A 19,164-nucleotide genomic window follows, 5' to 3' on the forward strand; every position below is an offset into this window, starting at 1 on the left:
AACCGGCGCGGCCAGCGGCCTAGGGCTGGCCATGACCAATCAGGCAATTGCGGCCGGGGCCTTCGTGACCGCTGTGGATATGAATCCACGTACCCTCGAAGATGCATTGGCGCACCTCCCGCCCGAACGTCTGCTACGCCAGACGGTTGATATCACTGACGAGAGCGCAGTTGAATCCGCTGTACGGACGTCGATTGAAACGTTTGGCTCCCTGGATGGCTGCCTCAACAACGCTGGCATCGGCGCCCCCTTGGTAGGAATTTCCGAGCATTCGGTGGAAGACTTCAGCCGCGTCGTCCGTGTCAACGCACAAGGAACATTCATTGTCCTCAAACACGTCATGAGGCACATGCATGGCGCAGGCCGTGGCGCTATCGTCAACACCGGCTCGATCCTGGGAAACCGTGGAGTCATCAACTACGGTTCCTACTGTGCCTCGAAAGCGGCCGTCCATGCGCTCACCAAGGTTGCGGCGCTCGAGAGCGCCCCGTTTGGGGTAAGGGTGAATGCCGTCGCTCCCGGCCTGATTGATACGCCAATGAATGAGGCGTTCCATGCGGCAGTCTCACCAGCGGAACCTGCCCAAGCACAAGCGGCTCTGGAACAGAAAATTCCGTTGGGGCGGTATGCCGGACCTGAGGAAGTGGCGAGCGTAGCGCTGTTCTTGCTTGGCGACGCCGCACGATACGTCACGGGAGAAATATTGGACGTCGATGGCGGGCTCAGTACAAGTTTTTAGTGCCTATCACGATGGCTCGACCTTTGTGAAAACTCCCGTTGTGGCGTCGCCGCAGGTAGATGTCCAGCAGAGAGAAACTGTTAGTCGGCGACATGGCGGCTCCACTCGGTGTCGCGGTTGAGCCGAGCTGTAGATTACGGTTCAGGTCCTGACGCACTATCTCGCAACTTCACCGCAGCGCCCCACTCACCGTCCATGGATGACCGCAGGTCCCACCCGGGCAGGACGCGGCCTACGAAGGCAAGGGCGACCAACTCTATGTGGAACACAAGCTTGAGAAACGCTCTAGGAGAGAGCGAACCATCGAGAACAACAATTTCGCAGCCAGCAATTAGCAACCCATCACCCCACTATGCCTCGCTCAATCCGAGCCACAGCAACACTCTAGGCGGAGGAAAAATTATGTCTACATCAACACCACAAGCACGGCGAGTTCTCTGGAGCACGGCCCTTGCAGCCTTTGCATTGACAGCGAGCGGTTGTGGAGATATTTCAACTGACGGCGCCAAACCGGCCGCGAACTCCGCGCCGGAAGCAGCCATCGAGAGTGCTCCTCTTGAAGGGCGACCCGACATAGCCGAGTTCTGCGGTGAGAAAGAAATTACAGTCGCATTGGCTGACGGATTCGGCGGGAACGCATGGCGAAAGATCGTGAAGCGGCAATTTGAGAAGGAGGCGGCAAAGTGCCCCAATATCAAGAAGACAATCTACACAAATGCGAACTCTGACCCGCAAAAGTATGCCTCAGACATCAACGGGCTCGTCGCCCAAGGCGTAGACGCCATAATCACGTTTGATGACTTCGGGCCCGCGGCGTTGCCCACTCTCAAGAAGGCAACCAAGGCCGGTGTTGTCGTCGTACCCTACATTGCTAATCCCGGAGGCACACCGGGTGAGGACTACAGCGTTTTCGTAGCCGAAGACACCGATCAGGTGGGCAAGGAGTGGGCGGGCTGGGCGCAGTCGGTCCTGAAGGACAAGGGCACGGTCGCCATGCTTGGTGGCACGCCGGGTAACCCCCTGAGCACAGCTTTCCTTGACGGATACAAGAAAAATGCTCCGTCCTCAATCACCCTGGCTCAAGACGACCCGCTCAACACGGACTGGACCGTCGCAGGAATGCAACAGGCGGCGACTGGAATGCTGACACGCTACCCCGATACAGGGCTCATCCTTACCGACTTTGGTGCAGGAATTCAGAGTCTCGCCAGGGCATACGACGCCGCAGGGCAGGGACTTGTGCCCGTTGCCGCAACCGCGAGCACCAACGAGGTTGGTTGTGCATGGGACCAGTTGAAGAAGAATCACCCGAGCTTCGAACTCTTCTCAGTGGAAGGCACGACCAATGTTTCGGTTGTTGCCTTGCGCAAAGCGGTCGCTGCAGCGCAGGGCCTGAAGAATACCGAGGCGTCAATGGTTCAGCTTCCGGTGTTCATCGACACCCTAAACGGCAAGATGCCGGTTTGTGACCCGAGTCTGCCAGCCGACGCCGACATGGCGGCAGACCTCACACCGGCAGAAATGCGTGAGATTTTCTCGAATTAGCAAGGCCAGGATCAAGGAGATAGCTGTGGGCAGCAAGACCCCAACAACCGAGCAACTGCTGCGGACGAATAGTCTCAGAGGCTTCGGGAACAGCGAGGACGAGGTCCTCGAATTCAAAGACATTATTGCAGGAATGCTTGACGCCTATTTTCGACTTGATGAGCTTGAGGTGCCCGCGGTTGAGGTGAAGTACGAAAGGCCGGTCGGGGGCATGCCCGGCCGGGACGAGAATCGTTTGGGTGCGTGGGCTTGGAAAGCCGAAATTGTTGGTGCGCCGGATGGTCCTCTTGCGGGTAGGACTGTGGTTATCAAGGACTCGATTGCTGTAGCGGGCCTTCCCATGCGGAACGGCTCGGCGGCGCTTGAGGGGTTTGTGCCTGCTGAGGATGCGACGGTGGTTAAGCGGCTTTTGGAAGCCGGGGCGACGGTCGTTGGAAAGTCGACTTGCGAGAGTTTTTGTCTCACTGGCGCCAGTCACACGTCTTACCCAGGGCCGGTCCGGAATCCTCATGATCCGTTGCGGTCCAGTGGCGGATCTTCTAGTGGATCCGCCGTTCTTGTGGCTACCGGTGAGGTGGACCTGGCTGTGGGCAGCGACCAGGGAGGATCGATCAGGATGCCCGCTGGTTGGAGCGGTGTCTACGGGCACAAGCCAACATGGGGACTGGTGCCCTATACCGGCGCTATGACCTTGGAAACCACAGTGGATACCTTGGGCCCACTAGCCCGGACACCAGCCGACCTTGCCTTGATGCTTGACGTCATGGCTGGCCCGGACGGCCTCGATCCACGCCAACAGTGGGACCTCCGAGTAGACGGATTCTCGGACGCACTCAACGGAGATGTCCAAGGACTCCGCGTCGGCGTTCTGACAGAAGGTTTCGGCTGGCCAGGCCACTCTGAAGATGACGTTGACGAACTTGTACTCCACGCGGCCTACGGACTGCAGGCTCTGGGTTGTGTTGTCGAGGAAGTAAGTATCCCGGCGCACCGGGATGCGCCTTCGATCGCCTTCCCCATATTTATCGAGGGAGGCATCCACGCGATGGCGGTTGGCGAGGGGGTGGGCCTGAACTTTCGAGGCCACTACACAGAAGACATGATGGAGGCTGTTCGGGAAACCCTCATGCTTCGTGGATCTCGCCTTTCCCCAACGCACAAGCTCTACACATACCTCGCGGATTTTGTAGAGCAGACTTATGGGGCGCATTACTACGCGAAGGCGCAGAACCTAGCCCGAAACTTGCGGGCCTCGTATGACCGGGCTTTTGCTGACTACGATGTGCTGGTCATGCCCACATTACCGAAGAAGGCGACTATCATTCCGCCTCCCGATGCCTCGATCAGCACGGTGGTGTCCAGTGCTTTGGATATGTTGCAAAACACTTGCGCCTTCAACATCACCGGGCACCCGGCCACCGCCATGCCCATCGGAATGTCGGATGGGCTGCCTGTAAGCATGATGATCGTTGCTCCGCACTGGGAGGACGCACGGCTCCTTCGGCTGGCGGATGCGTGGCACCAGCTGTCAGCCACGACTACTGCTAGCACCAGCTTGGGAGGGCGCGACCATGCGTGATTCCCTGTCAGACACGGCCTCCCTGGAAGAACCTGCCCTGTCTTTGGCCGGGATGCTAATTCCGGACGGAGCTTCGGGGGAGGCCACTCCGGTACTGCAGCTGTCAGCTATCGAGAAGCATTTCGGTCCCGTCCACGCCCTCAAGGCTGTGAACCTGGAACTTTTTGCGGGCGAAATCCTAGGCCTTGTCGGTGAAAACGGAGCCGGGAAATCGACGCTTATGTCCGTGGCCGCGGGGTCACTGCTGCCCGACTCAGGAACCGTCACTATTGCTGGCCACCGTATGGATGGCAGCGATCCAGAGGCATCACGGCGGGCTGGCCTTGCGATTGTCTACCAAGACCCAGCATTGATTCCAGACTTGCGAGTCGATGAAAATTGCTTCCTCGGCGTTGCCGAGGAACAACGGCCCAAGTTCAGGGGCCTTGCCGCGTGGTCTCGGAAGCTGACCGCGTCCTTCTCGTCCGAGAAGCCGCTACCACCTGCCGTCCCGGTGAGGGACCTTCAACCGGACAAGCGCTTCGTGCTCGAGATCTCCAAGGCCCTGGCGGGGAATCCTAAGGTTGTCATCTTGGATGAGCCCACCGAGCACTTGAGCAAAGAGGATGTCGAAATCCTGTTGGCGAACGTCCGCCAGTTGGCCAAGGAAGGCTGCGCAGTCGTCTATATCTCCCACCGCATTCACGAAGTTAAAAAGATTGCGGACCGAATTGCCGTACTGCGCGACGGCGCCATCCAAGACACATTTCCTGCCGGGCAAAAAACCGACCGTGAAATCGTCGACATGGTGGCCGGAAAACAGTTGTCCGTCCTGTTCCCGGAAAAACAGCAACACGGCGGCGACAGGGAAACAGCCGTCGTGGTCCAGGACTTCGTCGGCGAGAATTTTTCGGTAGATTCCCTTGCGCTGCACCGGGGCGAGATTGTCGGGCTGGCGGGTATTGAGGGGCAGGGCCAGCGCGATTTCCTCCGCGCCTTGGCCGGACTCGAAAAGGCCCGCGGCCGACTTACCGTCGGCGAAGATGAGCTATCCCTGGGTAAGCCGTGGAAAGCGGCCGAACACGGGGTCGCCTTCGTTCCGAACGACCGCCATGGTGAAGGAATCTTCACTTCCCTGCCGATCCTGGCGAACCTCACGGCGCGGACGCTGTCAAAGTTCTCACGGGCATCCATCGTTGACCAGAAGCAGGAAGCAGTTGCCGCCGAGGATTTACGTGCAGCGCTGGGCATCAAGATGAGCTCCTTGGATGCCCCCATCGAGAGCCTCTCCGGAGGAAACCAGCAGAAGGTTGTGATGGCCCGCAGTCTGGCATCTAATCCGGCGCTTCTTCTGGCCGATGAGCCGACACAGGGCGTTGACGTGGGCGCACGGTTGGACATTTACGAGATCCTCCGCTCAACAGCTGACTCCGGCGGCACCGCCCTGGTCCTTTCCTCCGACGCGTTGGAACTCAGCGGGCTTTGCGATAGAGTCATCGTGTTTTCCCGGGGGAGGGTGGCCGCTGAGCTCCAGGGCGACGAACTGACCGAACAAGCCATCACCCACGCGGTTTTGACTTCGACTACCACGCGATCGGTTGCGGCAGCCACAGAGCGCTCTCGCGCGAAACGGTTTTTGAGCGGTGACTACTTCCCCGCCGTAATCCTCGGCCTGGCATCACTCGTCTTGGGCGGAGTGGCCGCGTCCCAAAACGAGTTCTACCTCACCGCCTTCAACCTCAATTCCTTACTGCTGCTCTTCGCCGCCTATGCGTTTGTGGCGCTTGCACAACAACTCACAATGATGACCGGCGGAATTGACCTGTCCGTGGGTCCACTGGCCGGAGTCATGGTCGTGACGGCCTCGTTCGTCCTTCCTGCCAGTCTCTCCAGTTACGGGGGACTGGCGCTAGGCATGCTGATAGTGTGCGCCGTAGGCCTCGTCACCGGCTTGGTCAACTGGGCGCTCATCGAATTTACGAAGATCCCTCCAGTCATCGGCACACTTATCACGTTTACCCTGCTCCAGGGCGTTTCGCTGGTGCTCCGCCCTGAACCGGGTGGCGCCATCAACGGAACCTTTCTTGGATGGCTGGAGGCCTCTGTCGGTTTCGTTCCCGTAGCCGCAATCGCAGCTGTTGTCCTCGGGGTGGGTCTGGAGTTCGCAATGCGTCGGACGGCATGGGGCCTGAAGCTGCGCGCTGTCGGGTCGCGCCCAGCGGCAGCGAAGCGCCTAGGCGTAAAGATCCGGTGGACTCTGCTGACCGCTTACGTGGGCGCTTCGACCATCGTAGTGCTCGCCGCGTTGGTCTTGATGACCCAGACCGGATCGGGCGACGCCAGCGCCGGGATCAGTTTCACCTTGCCAAGCGTCACCGCCGTCGTTCTGGCAGGAGCCAGCGTCTTTGGAGGCCGGGGTTCGTTCATCGGAGCCCTGACGGGTGCGCTCCTGATCCAGCAACTGAACACTGTCACTGTCTTCCTGGCCCTTGACGAAGCATGGCAACACTATCTGCTGGGCGGACTTACCATCCTGGCCGCCGGTTTCTACTCAAAACTGAGGTCGAAGGCATGAACAACACAAGCACGAAAACAGCAAACCGCAGCCCCAGCACGTTTCGGATACTGGGCAGGGCGGGGAACGGCTATTCGCTGATCCTCTGGGCAACGCTCGCACTGCTCACAGTCACCCTCACCTCCGGAGTCCTGACGGTCGCCTCTTTGCTCTCCCTCCTGCCCTTCGCCAGCATCCTGGCGGTAGCAGCAGCGGGGCAAATGGTCGTCGTTCAACAACGAGGACTGGACTTCTCCGTAGCGGGTATATTTTCCCTCTCCACCATCATTGTGACAGTGATACCGTCATGGCTCGGCATCGGCGTGGCTGCAAGCATCGTCATTGCTCTCCTGGTGGCAGCCCTCATCGGATGCGCGACCGGCGTCGTTGTCACACGATTCGGCATTACACCACTCATTGCCACGCTGGGAGTCAACGCACTCCTACTGGGCGTCTGCCACTCGATCTCCGGCGGCAGCCCTACAAGGGTCCCGGAACCGCTCACCGCCTTCGCCTCCGCCCGACCACTGGGAATCCCCGCCACCCTGTTCGTTGCTGTGCTCTTTATAGGGACCGCAGCGTGGCTGATCCGTCGGAGCACCTTTGGTAAGAGGACGACGCTAGTCGGCGCGAACCCGCTGACGTCACGAGCGAGCGGCTTCCCGGTTCAGCGATACCAGATAGGGTCCTACATCCTCGCCGCAATCTGCTACTGCGCCGCCGGGATCCTATTCGCCGGCTACGTCGGAACGCCTCCCACGGACTCAGGGAACGCATACTTGCTCGCCTCAGTAACCGCCGTCGTCCTCGGCGGGACACCCCTTACCGGCGGCCGAGCAAGCATCGTAGCAACAGCGATCGGGGCCCTATTCATCACATGCCTCGGCCAGGCCGTCCTGGCCATGGGCGCACCACCATCAGTCCAGCTCCTCGTGCAGGGCACTGCAATCGCCGTCGCCATGACCCTCCGCGTCATCCCCTTCTACAAACTCAAAAAACCCCAACCGACGCAGACCTAAGGACTGACCAAGCCTGGGCTCGGTAAGAAACTTGCCCCGCACCACAGGAGGCGAAAAAACTGGGGGCTCATGCGACGAGAGTGTGTATGCCTGACCGATATGACCATGAAATATGCGCGAAAGGTACTAGTTCAGTCAACGCATTGAGACTAAATTTGATACAGGCTAAATTCCATCGGATTGTATGGCGCGGCTGGAAGCAGGAATAAAAGTAGTTGCACCTTTCCTCAACCCAAGTGCTGAAGGATGCGATACCGGGAGCCGCTGCGCGGATCAACTATTAGCGCGTCATCCTCGTTGGACAATTTGGATAGTAAAGGACTCTTATGAATGAATCAGTAAGAGGTGCCAGTTCGCCGGCACCCAAAGACAGCCAATTGCCGGAACCGGATATTGACAACATGCGCAGTTTTGACGTCACTTCCATGAACCGGGCCGACCAGTTCAAGTTGTTCGTTAACACTGTCGTTCCGCGGCCCATCGCATTGGTTACGACTACAGGTCCTGCAGGTCCAAATGCGGCGCCTTTCAGCTTCTTCAATGTGGTCGGGATCGATCCTCCTACCGTCATGTTCTCAGTCGGTCCTACCATGTTTGACAGGCGGTCAGAAGAAAAAGATACATTGGTGAATATACGGGCGAATGGCGAGTTCGTAGTACATCTGGTTGACGAAGCCAACAAAGATAAGATGAATGCTTGCCAACCAGAACACCCGCTTTCTGTGGATGAAGCAGAATTTGCAGGGTTTCAAACAGCGCCTTCAAACTTCGTTGCACCTCCGCGGCTGGTCGAATGTCCGGTCCAACTGGAATGTAGAGTCACTAGCATCACTGAAATAGGGAAAGTTCCCTATCAGATGGTTCTGGGAGAAGTCGTCTTTGCTCATTACCGGGATGGCATTCTAAATGATCAGCTTCACGTCAACCCCAAGGCCATAAATGCGATCGGCAGGCTGGTAAATCCCGGTATTTACTGTCGCACTGACGATACCTTTGAAATGCTTGCACCCTTGCAGCCATCGGCCGCACACACCGCTGCATGATGGCATTGGAGCCGCATTGCGGACGTCTTCGCAGCAGAAATTGTAAGTCTACGGCAGCATCACATAGTAAAGCCAAAGTCGTGTTCACAATGAGATTCCACGATTGGTCTTCGACTACACGTAGTCCTGATCTAGACGATTGGAAATCACTGAGTAGAGGGAACACGCCGCCTTGAAACGACATCAACTAGGAGCAGCACTCATGACTACCCAGCTGACCATCAAGGATTACCTTGAGATCACTGATCTCAAAGCACGATACTTCCAATACGTTGACAGCAAAGACTGGAAGCTCCTCCCTGAGTTGTTCACCCTGGACGCGCGTTTCAGTGGTTATGCATTCGACGCTGCCGGTACGACTAACGACTTTGTCGACGCTCTGTCAGAGTTTCTGGATGACACGAAAAGCCAACACCGCGGCTCAATGCCTCGGTTCAGATCTTTGGACTCCAACAGGGTGCGCGGAATCTGGAGCATGAACGATTACGTCACTTGGGAAATAGACAGCCGTGTCTACAAGAGTGTGCCAATCTCAGGAATGTACGGCATTAATGGGTACGGCTTCTACGAAGATGAATACCTCCGCACCTCCGGAGGATGGCGCATATCCTTCTCGCGTCTCGTGCGTACCCGCATCGATCCGCTGGTCGGAAACCCAAGCACCGATCCGGGCTATGAATTTTCCGCACCCGACGCAACCTGGCTGGACGCGGACGTGTAGAACACCTGGCACTAAACACGCCGAAAGCAGGCCCGCATATACAGCGAGCCGTATCGATTGGAGAACATAAATGAGTAAGGCCGTTATTTTCGGAGTAACCGGATATGCGGGTGAGCATATCGCCCGTGAACTTCTTGACCGCGGATTCGAAGTTTCGGGTGTCGCCCGCTCAGAGCCCGATTCCCTCGACCCGCGGATAGCGTTCCAGAGTGGATCGATCCATGACCTCGATGTGGTCAAACTGGCAGTGAAGGGCGCCGACGTCGTTGTGCTCGCTACGCGAGCCGGTGCCATCGCTGAGGACGGCGTTACTTTTGCCCAGGCTCTGGAAGCTATTCTTCCGCTGATTGCCTCGTCAGGTACCCGCTTGGGTGTGGTCGGGGGAGCCGGCAGTCTTCGACTGGCAGGGACCGACATCAAGCACATGGATCGACCGGAATTCAACCAGGCACAGCTTCCGGAGGCGCGACTGCATGCCGAAGCGCTCGAAGTGTTGAAAAAGTACGACGAAAGTCTCGATTGGTTTTACATCAGCCCACCGGAACTGTTCGGTTCCTACGCACTGGGTGAAAGGACTGGCGGCTATCGCCTCGGCAAGGATGAGTTGCTCTTCGACGAGCAGGGCAAATCCACCATTTCCGGGGAGGACTATGCGATTGCGTTCGCGGACGAAATCGAACGGCCAGTTCATCGTCGCGTCCGGTTCACGGTGGGTTACTGAGACTCTCGCTGCAACTCCCTGTTGCCACTTGAGCCGGACGCTCTATTTCCGTTCCAAAAGGAGCGCAGAAGTTGGATACAGGGCCATTATGTTGTGCTGCAACTCGCTAACCAGGCAAGGAAGTCAGAACATGAAAAAACGTGGAGAAGAAAGTCGGTTAACGGCTGTCCCGGACCGATTGGACGTACTGTAAACATGGGCAAACTATTTGAACCCCTAACACTGCGTGGCATGACCCTCAAGAACAGAGTCGCGATGTCACCGATGCTTATGTACATGGCCGGCGACGACGGTAAGGTGACGGACCGTCACTTCGTACATTACGGAGCACGTTTCTTGGGCGGCGTCGGTTTGGTCATGACGGAAGTAGTCGCCGTTGATCCCCGTGGACGCATCAGTGGGCATGACCTGGGGCTATGGTCTGATGGTCAAATCAGGGGCTTGCAGCGGCTAACAGCCTTTGCACACGATTGCGGCACCAAAATCGGCATTCAGCTTGCCCACGCTGGCCGTAAGTCGGCTTCACAAGAAATTATCGTCGGTCCATCGGCGCTTCCATACGGGGACTTTCCGGTCCCCCATGAACTGTCCACCAGGGAGGTGCAGGAGCTCGTTGTTGCCTACCGTGACGCGGCAGTCCGTGCGGTACATGCGGGATTTGACTGCCTCGAAATTCACGCAGGCCACGGATACCTCCTCCACGAGTTTCTTTCGCCAATTACCAACCAGAGGTCTGACGAATATGGCGGTTCTGCAACTGATAGGGCCAAATTTGCTCTAGACGTCATCACCGAGGTCCGGGCGGTCTGGCCGGATGACAAACCGTTAATGGTTCGGGTCTCTGCCGAAGACTGCATTGAGGGAGGTTTGACTCTCGAAGACACTGATGATCTGGTCAAGGATTTCATTAGTCTCGGCGTAGACCTGATTGATGCATCAAGTGGGAACATCGCCCCCGGCTATGTTGGTGACATCTTTCCCGGGTATCAAGCCAAGTATTCGCGTCGGATCCGCAAAGCATGCGGTATACCCACAGCTACCGTCGGCTCGATCAGTACGCCGGAGGTGGCAGAGATGGTGGTCTCTTCCGGGAGTGCAGACCTCGTGTTCCTGGGCAGAGCCCTTCTGCGCAATCCTTTCTGGGCTCTGGGCGCTGCAAAAGCGGCTGGTGTTGAACTTGACCTCCCCATACCCACTTATGCTCGGGCAACAGGTCCCTACGAACGCGGCTTCTAAATTTGGCTGCTCATTCGACCAAGGTTATAGGAGGTTTTGATTCACGGTGCCGGGAAGACTAGAAGGCAAAGTCGCCCTCATTACCGGCGCAGCAGGCGGCCAGGGTAGGGGGAAGCGAGACACTTTTCGGAGGAAGGCGCAAAATTTGTCGTCGCTGATATTTTCTGAGAGCGAGTAGAAGCGCTAGGCGTCGAGATCGAGGGGCCTGGGGAGAATCTCTGCCGCTGGTATTAGACAGTACCAAGCAGGAAGACTGGAAAGCGGCAATCTGTGCCGTGGAAGACCGCTTCGGTCGCTTGGATGTTCTCATAAACAACGGCGGAACTATAGGCCTCGATGGCATTAAGGCAGCTGAATTGGACGCCTGGACCCGCTAAGTGTCCATCAATCAGACCGGAACTTGGCTAGGCATGAAACACTCTGTCGTGCACATGCGAAAAAGTGGTCAAGGCGGATCGATCATCAATCTGGCATCCATCTACGGCGTCCTGGGCCGGGGCGCATTTGCTGCGTACCCGGGGACCGAGGGCGCCGTGAGAGTTCTGACGAAGACCGCCGCCGTAGAGTTCGCGACGGATAACATCAGGGTGAATTCGATTCTGCCCGGCCTCATCGACACGCCCTTGAACAAGACGGTGCTGGAGGAGCTTGGGGTTCAACACCCAACCATTCTCAGACGAATGTCATTATGCCCACCCGTGGGTGGGCATAATGACATGCCAAAGTCATAGGCAAGAGTACCGACGAGTGGAACGCCAGCCATGGCGATCGTTACCACGAGGCTCACCCGCCGATTGGGGGCATGATTCCGGGCAAGGGTAAACGCCGTAGTATGGACTGGTTTATCGCAGCGCAGCGGGAGGGCTTGAACTAGGCTTGCGGATGGCAGAGTTGGCGCGCAACGTCGCCCCCGATCTGCAGGCAGCGGCGTCGCGTGAACTAGTGGCTCTTGCCAATGAGTTGGGCATGACAGCTTTCCTTGTCGCCTTCGACGGCGAGGCGGCGGTCACGCTTGCCAGTGCGGACCTTAACCGGCCGATGCGACAGTGGCGCAGCGGCCAGGGAGTCGACACGGCATTGACAGGGACGCTCGTGGCAAGGTCATTCGGTCCCAGCTAAATCCGGCCGACTATTCACCAAAGGCCTTCGAGGTAAGCCACGACGAAAACTTCCGCGGACCATCGTCGGTGGCCCTTCCCTCTTCGCACGCGGGACGGCCGGCCGGCCGGCATCGCTTGCTGTCCTGTACGTGAGTCATGAGATTAACGTCGATGACGTGGCAATGTGTGTGGGGAGGTCGGTGTCCCGGATCGAACGCGTGCTCGGTTCGCGCTCGTGACGCATTGAGAAGTGAACGTTCCGATGTTCGGAAGAGGACCAACCTAGGTCCTTGCACACCACGGATGGATGGGTACCGCGGCAGCATATGTCAGGTTCGGATTGTTGGACCCTGCACGGTGCACATTTGCCCCGCCTGACGCACGTGGCTACGGAAACAGGCGACATACAGAACTTCGTACATTCAGGGTTACAAAGGCGTACAAACGTTCGTATTGACGGCATCGCGTCCCGGCTGGATACTGGCATGAAGGGCTCGCCGAATGAAGGGCGGCCCGCGAATGTGCCACCGATGCCACTTTGAGAGGACTAGCGATGACAGACGTCGCCTTTGACATCAACAGGAACACCAACATTTTCCGTGTTCACCGGGCTGGCGACCTGGAGGCTGCCCCCGGCCAGACGCAGAACGCCCGCCGCATTTCCGGGGTGAGTAAGGAGAACAGTGCGGCGGACAAGTTGTGGTTCGGGAAGGTCTATACGGGCCCGGGCGAAATTTCCGAGCCGCACCACCATGGTGAGGCCCAAACCGGCGGTTATGTGTTCAAGGGCCGCGGTTTCATCCGCTATGGGGATCGCTACAGCGAAGTCGTTTACCTCGAAGAAGGGGACTTCGTCTTCGTTCCGCCGTACATGCCCCACATCGAAGGCAACGCGAGCCAGACCGAGGAATTGATCTGGATGACCACGCGTACTCCTGACAACATCGTGGTCAACTTGGCCGATCAGGACGTCGCCGAGCTGGAGATCGATTACCAATCCTGATATGTCGTCTGACCGAGGGGGCCGCTTGCGTTCAAGCGGCCCTTTCTGCTATTGGCAGTCGATTCACGCTTTGGGGCTAGACGAGCGAGCGCTTGTTCGTATACTGGTTACACGTAAGTATTTATCTGTTGTTTCAACTGGAGGCCTATATGAGCACCACCACGATCACGGAAGCCGAGGTGCCGACGGAGGCAGTTCAGGCCCCTACCGTGCACGAACTTCTCCGGGAGAAGCTCGAGCAGGCGAAGCTCGGCGGTTCAGAGAAGAACCGCAAAAAGATCGTCGATTCCGGCAAGCTGCTGGTTCGCGAACGACTCGCTCTGCTGTTTGACGACAACGAATACATAGAGGACGGCCTTCTGGCCCGGTTCGAAGAAGGGCTACCCGGCGACGCAGTCGTCATCGCCTTCGGTCGAGTCGATGGACGCCAAGTGTGCGTCATCGCCAATGACTTCAGCGTAAAGGCCGGCACTTGGGGTAATAGGACGTTCGAGAAGATCACAGCGGCTCAGGAGAAGTCCAATGCGGCGGGAATCCCGCTCGTCTATCTCTTCGATTCCGCTGGCGCCCGTATCGACGAGCAGTTCGAAAGTTTCGCTGGCCGACATGCTTGGGGCAACATCTTCTACAATCAGGTGCAGATCTCCGGCCGCGTACCGCAGGTGTGTGCACTCTTCGGTCCTTCTCCGGCTGGTTCCGCCTATGTTCCCGCCCTCTGCGACATGACCATCATGGTCCGCGGCCACGCAACGGCCTACCTCGGCTCCCCGCGGCTGGCGGAGATGGTGACTGGCGAGAAGGTCACCCTTGAGGAGATGGGTGGTGCCGAGATGCACTGCACCGTTTCCGGACTGGGTGATGTTCTCGTCGAAGACGACGCCGAAGCCATCGCGGCCATACGTGTTTGGCTCAGCTTCCTACCCGCCAATTGGGAGCTGACCGCGCCAGTTGCCCCTGCAGCGGAACCGCGCCCCGGCCGCACGCTGGAGGAAATTGTCCCCCTTCGCGAGGCTGAAGTTTTCGACATGGAGGAGTTCGTCGAGTCCCTGGTGGACGAGGGGAGCTGGTTCCCCTATAAGGAGCTCTTTGCTCCCGAGATGCTCACTGGATTCGCCCGGATTGGTGGCCGACCGGTCGGGCTGGTGGGCAACCAGCCCAAGCACATGGGCGGATCCATTTTTCCGGACTCCTCCGATAAGGCCGCGCGCTTTATCTGGATCTGCAACGCCTACAACATCCCGATTCTCTTCCTCGTCGATATTGCCGGGTACATGATCGGATCGGCAGTCGAGCGGCAGGGCATCATCCGTCATGGGGCCAAGATGATTTTTGCTGTCTCCGAATGCCGGGTTCCCCGCATCACTGTGCTGGTCCGCAAGGCCTACGGTGGCGGCTACTTGGCTATGTCCGGCGCGCCGATGAACCCGGACGCTGTCATTGCCCTTCCCACGGCCCGGCCGGCGCTGATGGGTCCGGACGCTGCGGTGAACGGTATCTACTACAACCAGATCCATGAGATTGAGGATTCTGAAGAGCGCCAGAAGTTCATCATGGAAAAGCACAACGAATATGCCGAGGGGATCGACGTCTTCAAGATCGCCAACGCCAATGCCGTCGAAGCGGTAGTTCCTGCGAATGAGTTGCGCGCGGACCTGATGGTCCGTCTTGATCTTTACGGGCGACGTAAGACCGTTCCGGTTGAACGCCGGCAGGCAGTCACCCCTGCCTAAAGGAGCGAGCCAATGATCAAGGTTGTTGCCGTCTTGACGGCCAAGAATGGTTTGAGTCGGGACGAGTTCCTGCATAAGTGGAACGTCGAGCACCCTGTTCTAGTCCGCAAATTGCCGGGGCTGCGACGCTATCGGCAGAACCCTGCCATTGAGCATCACAAGGAGTGGCCATTCAACGGGATGGCCGAGTTGTGGTTCGACAGCGTGGCGGATGTAAAGAGTGCCTACGCGGGCGAAGAAGCCAAGGCACTGTTTGAGCATGAGCACGAGTTCCTCGCCGACATGCGGTGGTTCCTGGCTGAGGAGCAGGAAATCGACCTCAGCTCCTAAGCGACAAACAACAGTGGGCCGGACCTCAAAGGTCCGGCCCACTGTTGTGCTGCAATTGAAGGCTCGAAAATCATTTCATCCTACGGGAACCAAGGCGGGCAGGCCTTCCACAGCGTGGTCATTGCCGGACGTCCGCACGAATTGAACGTGTGCGGCCGTTTCGCTGAGGGCCAGGCGAAGCTGGAGGTTGCGCAGAGAGTCGAAACCCCGGGACCAGCTAAGTTTCGTGGCCACGCTCCACACGGTCGGGTTCTGTTGCGCGTCAAGTTCATGCACCACTTCCTCCGTGCGCTCCAACGCCAGGGCTTTCAGCTGCCGCGCGGTCAGCAAGGCCCTGAAGCGGTACTAGTGGGCAGGAAGCACCTCAAAATGAGTGTCTGCCTCAAGCCGGTCCAGTGATTCCAGGCAGCTCCCCAAAGGATCAGCGTCGCCCCGGATCTCCAAGGAGACGTTCGGTGAAATGCGCGGCAGGATGTGGTCGCCGCTGATGAAAACTTCACGAGCATCATCCTGCAAGCAAATGTGTCCCGGGGTTTCAACTACAGCGAGCCTCCCGGCGCCCGGGACTAGGTCCCCGCTTCCCACCCGCAGGTCGGCGTCGGCCAAGTGCCGGAGGTGCATCAGGCCATCAACGCTCATGGCTGCTTCATGAATCCTGTTTTCTGGCACGCCCCAGGTCCTCATTCGGGCGTGATCCGCATCGTTTTCGACAGCTGGATCCTCAAAGTCGGAGATGTAGCGTTTCTCCGCCCGGCCCAACGCAACCCACGCCCCGGATACCCTTCTGAGCCAGCTGGCCATTCCCAGGTGGTCGGTATGGAAATGGGTAGCCAGGATCCCTGTGACGTCCGGCAGGCCAGCCCGGCGGCCGCCAAACCGGCCTGCTGGTCAAGCCGTCCCTGCGGACTATTAAAGCCGGGATCAACCATTAAGCAGTCGTCGCCGTCGACCATGACGTAGGCGAGCGTGTAACGCATGGGGTTCCGCGGAAAAACGACCGGCACCGACCACAATCCCTCTGCCACGCGTTCAACAGGAGGCAAAGCCTTGTTCAACCATGCCTCGTGCTGGATCGTGCTCGTGATCTCCACGATCATCCCTGGGCGTGATCAAACAGGCGGAAGATCTTGGTGGCGCCCCCGTCGATGACGAGGTCCGCGCCGTTGATGCTTCGCGCGTCATCGGTCAGTAGGAAAGTGATCAGAGCCCCGATTTCATCGGGGTCGACAATCTTACCAGTGGGCACTTTGTTGGGTACCTGATCGCGGACTTCCTGGATGACCATAGGGGTGTCGACGACTCCGGGGCATACTGAGTTGACCGTGATACCGGTGCCCCAAAAATCGACCAGCAACGATCGGGTGAGGTTGGAGAGACCGGCCTTTGAGGCGGCGTAGCTTGGGTACGGATAGCCGGTGGTACCGGCAATCGAGGACACGTTGACGATGCGGCCCCAATTGGCGGCCAACAGATCTTCGGCGAAGGCCCTGATCAACGCAAACGGGCCGACCAGGTTGATGTCGATGGCCCGGGAGAAGGAATGAATGTCGTGGTCCAGGAGCATCTTCCGGTCCAGGACCCCGGCGGCGTTAATCAGTGCCTGGACCTCTCCGACAACTTCTTTGACGTCTCCTCGAAGGCGTTCGACGTCCTCCGCGCGCGTCACGTCAGCGGCGAATGCATGGGCGGTGAAACCTTCCGCGCGTAGCTCGTCAACGGCCGCCTGGCAACGTTTCAAGTCCAGATCGACACACAACAGCGTGTGTCCGGCTTTTCCCAGGCGCTGGTTGATACCGCGGCACATGCCGCCAGCGGCTCCCGTGATGACTACGTTCAGTCCTCGGCGCCCTGTTGTGCGCTCGATTGGGTCGTGCTTAGCCATATTCTGGCCCCTCTCTGGTCGGGCTCGTTAGTTTGAGGACTGTAGTTCGGGATAATCCGTGTAGCCTGCAGGGCCCCCACCGTAGAGCCCCTTCTGACGGAGATCTGCAAGCTCCGCGCCTGCTTGGATTCTCCTCGGCAGGTCCGGATTGGCGATGAACAAGCGGCCAAAGCCCACCAGATCCGCGCTCCCCGCTCCCACGGCTGCGGCCGCCGTACGTGGTGTGTGCCCACCGGTGACAATAACCGGGCCGTCAAACAGGCTGCCCAGTTCGGCGCTTTCAATCGCGCCATCCTGCGGGTTTGTGTCCAAGGAACCAGCGATTCCTGGTTCGACCAGATGAAGGTAAGCCAGGCCTCGTTCACTGATACCCCGCACGAGCTCCGAGTAGATGCCCCGTTTGTCCGGATCGAAGACGTCCATCCACGTGGAGGACGGTGAAATGCGCACGCCGATGCGATTAATGCGGGTCTCGGCGCTGACGGCGTCAATGACTTCGTGGAGGAACCTCAGGCGATTCTCCACGGAACCTCCGTACCGGTCCGTCCGACGGTTCGAACTTGAGTTCAGGAACTGGTCGAACAAGTAGCCGTTAGCGGCATGGAGCTCCACACCGTCAAAACCGGCAGCCACTGCGTTGCGCGCTGCTACCGCGAATTGGGCGACGATTTCAGCGATCGCCTCCTCGCTGAGTTCCCTGGGAACCTCAAAAGGAATCCGGCCATGGGGACTTCGGTACTGCCACCCTGTGATGGCGACGGGGGAGGGACCCCACGGCGGGCAGCCGTCCGGCTGAACCGATGAGTGAGCCTGGCGTCCGACGTGCCAGAGCTGGGCGTAAACAATGGCACCGCAGGACCGCGCTGCAGCGACAACGGGCCGCCACCCGTCCACTTGCGCATCCGAGTAGAGACCCGGGACCCGAGCGTATGAGGCGCCCTGAGCAGAGACGACGGTGCCTTCGCTGATGACCAGGCCGGCCCCGGCCCGCTGTCGGTAGTACTCCACCATGATGGGTGTTGGCACGCCATCGTCCTGGGCCCGGCTTCGCGTCAAAGGGGGCAGCACCAGACGGTTAGGCAGCGTCTGGCCTCCGAGCTTCATGGGTTGGAAAAGTTGATCGAACAAGACACACCTCGCAAATAAGGAGTACGATCGTTCGTACGTTTACGTTTCAGTGAACGAGTTTGCGGCACGAAAGTCAACACGTGAACCGGCTGGCCGCCGACGCCGTCCGGCGTGCAGGTCTCAAAAAGAAGGCAACGCACGAAGGAAAGGTGGACGGGCAATGACGGTAATGGTCGAAAGAAGCAGCGCGGATGTGATCCGCGCTGAGGCAGCAAAGCTCTTTTTCGAGCGGGGATACGACGCCACAAGCCTGCGTCAGGTGGCCACAGCTTCCGGCCTGCGGGTTGGCAGCCTGTACAACCACATCGACAGCAAGGAACACCTGCTGCTGCAGATCATGGGCGGGATCATGGACGATCTCATGGATTCGATTCGCAGGGCAGTCGCCGTCGACGGGGACCCCGTCGATAGGCTCCAAGCAGCGCTTGCCGCGCATCTCAGGTTCCATGCCGAACGCGCCCGTGAAGTCTTTATCGGCAACGCCGAGTTGCGCTCACTCTCAGAGGACGCCCGTGGCGTCGTCATCGCCAAACGCCACGAATATGAATTATTCCTGCAACGCCTTATCGAGGAGGCGGATCGGGCGGGACTGGCCGACGTCGTTGACGCCAGGATCCATGTTTACAGCTTCGTCGCACAGGCCACGCACATCGCCTCCTGGTTCAAGCCGGGGGGACGCATGTCCTTGGATGAAATCGTGACTATCTATACCAAACTCGCCCTTCGCGAGCTCAACATCCCCCATGCCGACACCCTCGACGTCGGGTAGAAGGCTCCTGCCGCAACCGTATGATGTTGCGCACAACCCAGTTCGGACGTACGCTTGTTCGTATTGCAGGAGGTGCCAGCGTTGGT

At 58.7% G+C, this 19,164-nt stretch carries 18 protein-coding genes; 14 read left to right on the forward strand and 4 right to left on the reverse strand.

Annotation, left to right across the window (positions count from 1 at the left end):
* Positions 1-31: 31 nt before the first annotated feature.
* The 13 genes from LDN85_RS09705 to LDN85_RS09770 all read left to right on the forward strand — a co-directional run bounded on the left by LDN85_RS09705 (position 32) and on the right by LDN85_RS09770 (position 15,299).
* Positions 32-739 carry an SDR family NAD(P)-dependent oxidoreductase gene (locus LDN85_RS09705; RefSeq protein ID WP_263422086.1) on the forward strand — a complete coding sequence of 236 codons (708 nt, stop codon included), beginning with the start codon at positions 32-34 and terminating at the stop codon, positions 737-739.
* A 402-nt stretch (positions 740-1,141) separates the two neighbouring features.
* Positions 1,142-2,284 (forward strand): substrate-binding domain-containing protein, encoded by a 1,143-nt coding sequence (locus LDN85_RS09710; RefSeq protein ID WP_223945245.1) that lies wholly within the window; start codon positions 1,142-1,144, stop codon positions 2,282-2,284.
* A gap of 25 nt (positions 2,285-2,309) precedes the next feature.
* Positions 2,310-3,863: an amidase gene (locus LDN85_RS09715; RefSeq protein WP_223945246.1), complete on the forward strand. Its 1,554-nt coding sequence runs from the start codon at positions 2,310-2,312 to the stop codon at positions 3,861-3,863.
* A complete protein-coding gene (locus LDN85_RS09720; RefSeq protein WP_223945247.1) occupies positions 3,856-6,417 on the forward strand; it encodes an ATP-binding cassette domain-containing protein in 2,562 nt (853 codons plus the stop codon). The genes LDN85_RS09715 and LDN85_RS09720 overlap by 8 nt, the downstream gene beginning before the upstream one ends.
* On the forward strand, positions 6,414-7,415 hold the full coding sequence (locus LDN85_RS09725; RefSeq protein WP_223945248.1) for an ABC transporter permease: 1,002 nt from the start codon (positions 6,414-6,416) through the stop codon (positions 7,413-7,415). The genes LDN85_RS09720 and LDN85_RS09725 overlap by 4 nt, the downstream gene beginning before the upstream one ends.
* A 326-nt stretch (positions 7,416-7,741) precedes the next feature.
* A complete protein-coding gene (locus LDN85_RS09730) occupies positions 7,742-8,458 on the forward strand; it encodes a flavin reductase family protein (RefSeq protein ID WP_223945249.1) in 717 nt (238 codons plus the stop codon).
* A gap of 202 nt (positions 8,459-8,660) precedes the next feature.
* Positions 8,661-9,179 (forward strand): nuclear transport factor 2 family protein, encoded by a 519-nt coding sequence (locus LDN85_RS09735; RefSeq protein WP_223945250.1) that lies wholly within the window; start codon positions 8,661-8,663, stop codon positions 9,177-9,179.
* A 70-nt stretch (positions 9,180-9,249) separates the two neighbouring features.
* Positions 9,250-9,900, forward strand: a complete 651-nt coding sequence (locus LDN85_RS09740; RefSeq protein ID WP_223945251.1) for an NAD(P)H-binding protein — start codon at positions 9,250-9,252, stop codon at positions 9,898-9,900.
* 231 nt (positions 9,901-10,131) lie between these two features.
* Positions 10,132-11,136 (forward strand): NADH:flavin oxidoreductase/NADH oxidase, encoded by a 1,005-nt coding sequence (locus LDN85_RS09745; protein WP_263422087.1) that lies wholly within the window; start codon positions 10,132-10,134, stop codon positions 11,134-11,136.
* 966 nt (positions 11,137-12,102) lie between these two features.
* On the forward strand, positions 12,103-12,255 hold the full coding sequence (locus tag LDN85_RS09755) for a hypothetical protein (protein WP_223945253.1): 153 nt from the start codon (positions 12,103-12,105) through the stop codon (positions 12,253-12,255).
* A gap of 534 nt (positions 12,256-12,789) precedes the next feature.
* Positions 12,790-13,239, forward strand: coding sequence for a cupin domain-containing protein (locus LDN85_RS09760; RefSeq protein ID WP_223945254.1), 450 nt, complete (start codon positions 12,790-12,792; stop codon positions 13,237-13,239).
* Between the two features lie 149 nt (positions 13,240-13,388).
* Positions 13,389-14,969: an acyl-CoA carboxylase subunit beta gene (locus LDN85_RS09765; protein ID WP_223945255.1), complete on the forward strand. Its 1,581-nt coding sequence runs from the start codon at positions 13,389-13,391 to the stop codon at positions 14,967-14,969.
* Between the two features lie 12 nt (positions 14,970-14,981).
* A complete protein-coding gene (locus LDN85_RS09770; RefSeq protein WP_223945256.1) occupies positions 14,982-15,299 on the forward strand; it encodes an EthD family reductase in 318 nt (105 codons plus the stop codon).
* Between the two features lie 75 nt (positions 15,300-15,374).
* Here the strand turns inward: LDN85_RS09770 and LDN85_RS09775 are convergent, their stop codons facing one another.
* The 4 genes from LDN85_RS09775 to LDN85_RS09790 all read right to left on the reverse strand — a co-directional run bounded on the left by LDN85_RS09775 (position 15,375) and on the right by LDN85_RS09790 (position 18,285).
* Positions 15,375-15,533 (reverse strand): hypothetical protein, encoded by a 159-nt coding sequence (locus LDN85_RS09775; protein WP_223945257.1) that lies wholly within the window; start codon positions 15,531-15,533, stop codon positions 15,375-15,377.
* A gap of 111 nt (positions 15,534-15,644) precedes the next feature.
* On the reverse strand, positions 15,645-16,154 hold the full coding sequence (locus LDN85_RS09780; protein WP_223945449.1) for an MBL fold metallo-hydrolase: 510 nt from the start codon (positions 16,152-16,154) through the stop codon (positions 15,645-15,647).
* Between the two features lie 238 nt (positions 16,155-16,392).
* The gene (locus tag LDN85_RS09785; protein WP_223945258.1) at positions 16,393-17,181 is read right to left on the reverse strand and encodes an SDR family oxidoreductase; all 789 of its coding nucleotides are present in this window, start codon (positions 17,179-17,181) and stop codon (positions 16,393-16,395) included.
* 27 nt (positions 17,182-17,208) lie between these two features.
* A complete protein-coding gene (locus LDN85_RS09790) occupies positions 17,209-18,285 on the reverse strand; it encodes an alkene reductase (protein ID WP_223945450.1) in 1,077 nt (358 codons plus the stop codon).
* A gap of 184 nt (positions 18,286-18,469) precedes the next feature.
* Here LDN85_RS09790 and LDN85_RS09795 point away from each other — a divergent pair, with 184 nt between their 5' ends.
* Positions 18,470-19,078: a TetR/AcrR family transcriptional regulator gene (locus tag LDN85_RS09795; RefSeq protein WP_223945259.1), complete on the forward strand. Its 609-nt coding sequence runs from the start codon at positions 18,470-18,472 to the stop codon at positions 19,076-19,078.
* The last annotated feature ends 86 nt before the right edge of the window (positions 19,079-19,164 follow it).

The organism is Arthrobacter sp. StoSoilB20 (assembly GCF_019977295.1).
GTDB classification, from domain to species: domain Bacteria; phylum Actinomycetota; class Actinomycetes; order Actinomycetales; family Micrococcaceae; genus Arthrobacter; species Arthrobacter nicotinovorans_A.